We start from the raw sequence: 4,109 nt of genomic DNA on the forward strand, positions 1-4,109 counted from the left end.
TCGACGAACTCCGAGCCGCCGGACACGATGCGGTCGCCGCCCAACTCGCCGGCACCGTCGCCGGCGCCGTCGAAACCAGAGACGGGATCTTCGAAACGGCCCGGCAGTACGCCTCCTGCCTCCTCGACCCCGCTGTGGCCGCGTGGGTGACGCCGCACCGGAATCTGCCGGAGTTCGACCCGCACGCCTTCGTCGCCTCCCGGGACACCCTCTACCTGCTGTCCAAGGACGGCGGCGGCTCCGCCTCCGCGCTGATCGCCGCCGCCGCCGACGCCGTGATGCGCGCCGCCGTCCAACTCGCCGAACGCTCCGGAGGACGGCTCGATCCGCCGCTGCTGGCAATTCTCGACGAGGCCGCGAACGTCTGCCGCATCAAGGACCTGCCCGACCTGTACTCCCACCTCGGCTCGCGCGGCGTCATCCCCCTGACCATCCTGCAGTCCTACCGCCAGGGCCAGCGCGTGTGGGGCGAGGCCGGTATGGACGCCCTGTGGTCCGCGGCCACCGTCAAGATCATCGGTAGTGGTATCGACGACGCCGACTTCGCCGACAAGCTCTCCCGCCTGGTCGGCGACCACGAGGTCGAAGCGCTGTCGACCTCCTCCACCGACACCGCGCTGGGCAAGAACATCTCCGTCTCCACCCGCACCGAGCGCCTGCTGCCGCCCGATGCCATCCGCGCCCTCCCGAAGGGGCAGGCGCTGCTGTTCGCCACCGGCATCCGCCCAGCCCGCCTGACCCTGCGCCCCTGGTATCGCGGGCCGGAGGCCCAGCAGTTGGCCGCCGCCTCCGCCAAGGCCACCGCTGGCATCACCGCCCGCGCCAACGCCAAGCACACCGGCCCCGCCGACTGGCACCTGCCGACCTGATACTCCCCTCCACGGAAGAAGGAAGAGCAGATGGAGTTTCGCCGCGGCCAGCGCATCACGCTGGTCCACACCGACGACCCGCACACCAAACTGCACCCCGGGACCGCCGGGACCGTTCTGCGCTTCGACGAGGACCAGCAGGTCCTGTCGGTGAAGTGGGACGACGGCTCCACCCTGGCCATGCTCCTCGATGAGGGCGACGAGGTCAGCCTCCTCGAGAACCCACCCATCGCACCGGCGCCCGGGGGCGCTATCACGCAGAGCCGCCCCGATGACCGCGGGTACGGACGCGGACGCTGAGGTTGGACGGCATCCGCGAGGTCATCCTGGACCTGTTCGCCGGACCTGGCGGCTGGGCCCAGGGACTGAAGATGCTCGGGTGCCGCGATGTCGGGCTGGAGATCGACCCGCTGGCCTGCGCCACCCGGGCCGCCGCGGGCCACCAGACGATCCGCTGCGACCTCGCCCGCTATCCGACCCGGCCGTTCGTGCTGCGGGTGGTGGGGCTGATCGCCTCGCCCCCGTGCCAGTCCTACTCCACCGCTGGCCACCGCTTGGGCCTGCTCGATCAACCCCTGGTCCTCAAAGCCATCACTGACCTGGCCGCCGGCCGCGACACCCGCACCGAGCTCCTGGCCCGCTGCCGCGACCCCCGCTCCCTGCTCGCGGCCGAACCCATGCGCTACCTGGCCGCCCTGCTCCCCCACGGCCTCCCCCTCTGGGTCCTCATGGAAGAAGTCCCCCTGGTCCTGCCGCTGTGGCGGGCCTACGCCCACCTGCTGCGCCCTGCCGGGTTCTCCGTGTGGACCGGCATCCTCAACGCGGCTGATCTCGGGGTCCCGCAGACCCGGCGCCGCGCCATCCTGATCGCCTCCCGCACCCGCCCCGCCGCCCCGCCCGATCCCACCCACGCCCAACACCCCGAACCCGCCATGCTCTTCGGCACCCCGCGCCTGCCGTGGGTGTCGATGGCCCAGGCGCTGGGCTGGGGAGCGACCACCCGGCCCAGCCCCACCGTGCTCGCCGGCGGACCGGCCACCGGCGGGCCGGAGGCCTTCGCCTCCGGATCCCGCGCCACCCTGACCCGCGCGCAGGCCGAGGGGCAGTGGCTGCTGCGCTCCTCCAGCCAGGCCCACGCGTGCCTCCGCCCCGCCACCCAGCCGGCGGCCACCGTCCTGTTCGGCCACCGCGGCAACGACGTGCGCTGGATCCGCCCACCCGCCGGCAACGCGGACGACGAGGACACCGGGACCGAGTCCGTGCGGATCACGGACCGGGAGGCCGCGCTCCTGCAGACCTTCCCCGCCGACTATCCCTTCGCCGGCCCTGCCACCCGGCGGCTGGAACAGATCGGCAACGCCGTCCCGCCTCTGCTCGCCGCGCACCTGGCCGCGCCCCACCTCGGCCTGACCCGCGCCGACGTGGAGCTGGCCGCCTAACCGATTCGATCAGGAGGACCCGCCCATGCCGCAAGACTCCGCCGAGCACGACCTCGCCCAGCTGAACACCGCGCTCCAGGCGCTGCGCTCCGTCCAGGTCTTCGCCCACCTGGACTACCCCCGCCGGCCGCGGACCGTTCACCAACTCGCCCGCCACTTCGATCTCGCCGAGGTGGCCACCCGGCTCCGGATGCGCACCCTGCGGGTCAACGGCCTCTGCACGCAGACCCACAACGAGATCCCCGTCATCTACTCCATCACCGACCGCGGTCAGCAGGCCCTGGGTCTCAGAGCAGATCTCGCCTCCTGGGCCCGCACCATCGGCCTGGCCGGCGCCTCCAGTTCCGGCGCCGAGGCAGCGGTGGCGTTCCTGGCCAAACAGCGCATCGCCGCCATGCTGGTCGCGCTGCGCGACGGCCCGATGAACACGGTGGACCTGACGAAGCACGTCGGATACGCCACCACCTGGTCGGCCACCCCTCACTGGCAGACGCTGCTGGACGCGCAGCTGCTCCAGGTCACCCAGGCCTGGAGCAACTCGGGACGCCGCGGCCGCACCGCCCGCCTCCTGGCGCTCACCGACCAGGGCCGGTCCGCCCTTCCGCTGCTGCAGCGTCTGACGAACTGGCAGCACGAGACCGCACCACGAGCTGCCGTGCCCTCACCCAGCACGGCGCCCACGCCGCCCTCGCAGGACCGCGCCCGCACCGCTGGCTCATGGCCCGACCCCGTTGCTTCCATCGACCGGCAAATCGAGGAAGCCACCCACCGATCACTCGACCAGCTCCGGGACGACTTCGAGCACAACCAGGAGCCGGGGCTGCACGCCGTCCTGCTCCACCAGCGCGACCACCTGGTCGCCGCCGAGCAAGCCGTGGCCGAAAGCCGGCAGCGGCTAATCGAATTGGCAGGCGAGCACACGGGCCGGCTTCCGGTCGCGGCCATCGTCAAGGAGGCCAGCCAGCTGGCCCAGGCCGCCGCCGAACGCGACACCCTGCGCGCCGCGTTGAGAAGCACCCTGGCCGCGACCAGTAACGACCCGATACGGGCCGCGAGCACGCCCAGCCCCGCACGAACCCGCACCACGATCACGGCCGCCGCCCCGGCACCGCAGGCGCACAACCTCTTCCTCGCCCCCACTCCGGTCGCCGGCAACCCTGACGCACCGTCTCCTTCCCGCTGACGGAACGCCCCTGCCGCTATCGGTCGAACTCGCGGCCGCCACGAGGCCCGCGCAGAAGGAACCGTTCCCGCAGCATCCTCGGGAGAGCGGAGTGCCGGCCATGCCCGAGATCCCGAACGGCCCAGCCGGCCGACCACCTCCCCGCCGACAAGCCGAAGCAGTCGCCCACCTCATCGCGGCCATCCACCCGCGACGCGGCCGCACCGCACCGGAAGTGCGCGACGCGCTGCTCACCGGACCGGTCGCCGAGACTCATCTGCAGGCAGCAATACGTGCCGCCTCCGCACTCGCGGCGGACCTTCAGCCCATCCCGCAGGCGTCCTCACCCGCCCAGGAGTCCGCCAGCCGTGCGGCCGAAGAGCTGCGCGCCGCGCTCCGGCTTCTGGACCGCCTGCACCAGCGGCATCTCGACGGCCACACCCTCAAGGACGCCGCGCACGAGACCGCCGAAGGCATGCGACCCCACCTGCTTCGCGCCCGCCTCCACGCCCTCACCGCAATCGCCCAACTCCCCGACGAACCCGACCAGCCCCAATCCGACCTGCGGCTGGCGCCGCCCGCTCCACAAGCGCCCCCACCGTTCACTCACCACCAACATCGATGAGCCCGGGAGGACCT

Annotated in this window: 5 protein-coding genes; 4 read left to right on the forward strand and 1 reads right to left on the reverse strand. The window is 72.5% G+C overall.

All coding sequences use genetic code 11. The annotated features are described in order from the left end of the window. The 4 genes from BIV57_RS21635 to BIV57_RS21650 form a co-directional block, all read left to right on the forward strand. On the forward strand, nt 1-869 hold an 869-nt coding region (locus BIV57_RS21635), incomplete at its 5' end, for a type IV secretory system conjugative DNA transfer family protein (RefSeq protein ID WP_175548822.1). A gap of 30 nt (nt 870-899) precedes the next feature. Next, nucleotides 900-1,169, forward strand: coding sequence for a DUF4314 domain-containing protein (locus tag BIV57_RS21640; protein WP_071658553.1), 270 nt, complete (start codon nt 900-902; stop codon nt 1,167-1,169). An 11-nt stretch (nt 1,170-1,180) separates the two neighbouring features. Then, nucleotides 1,181-2,308, forward strand: coding sequence for a DNA cytosine methyltransferase (locus tag BIV57_RS21645; protein WP_071658557.1), 1,128 nt, complete (start codon nt 1,181-1,183; stop codon nt 2,306-2,308). 25 nt (nt 2,309-2,333) lie between these two features. Further along, the gene (locus BIV57_RS21650; RefSeq protein ID WP_071658554.1) at nt 2,334-3,491 is read left to right on the forward strand and encodes a hypothetical protein; all 1,158 of its coding nucleotides are present in this window, start codon (nt 2,334-2,336) and stop codon (nt 3,489-3,491) included. A gap of 322 nt (nt 3,492-3,813) precedes the next feature. Here the strand turns inward: BIV57_RS21650 and BIV57_RS25650 are convergent. Then, the coding region (locus tag BIV57_RS25650; RefSeq protein ID WP_217651753.1) for a hypothetical protein at nt 3,814-4,109 on the reverse strand (296 nt) is incomplete at its 5' end.

The sequence above is a fragment of the Mangrovactinospora gilvigrisea genome, from assembly GCF_001879105.1.
GTDB classification, from domain to species: Bacteria; Actinomycetota; Actinomycetes; order Streptomycetales; family Streptomycetaceae; genus Mangrovactinospora; species Mangrovactinospora gilvigrisea.

Coding starts and splice junctions, on each gene's coding strand:
- BIV57_RS21640 (WP_071658553.1), top strand. CDS start 900: ATGGAGTTTCGCCGCGGCCAGCGCATCACGCTGGTCCACACCGACGAC.
- BIV57_RS21650 (WP_071658554.1), top strand. CDS start 2,334: ATGCCGCAAGACTCCGCCGAGCACGACCTCGCCCAGCTGAACACCGCG.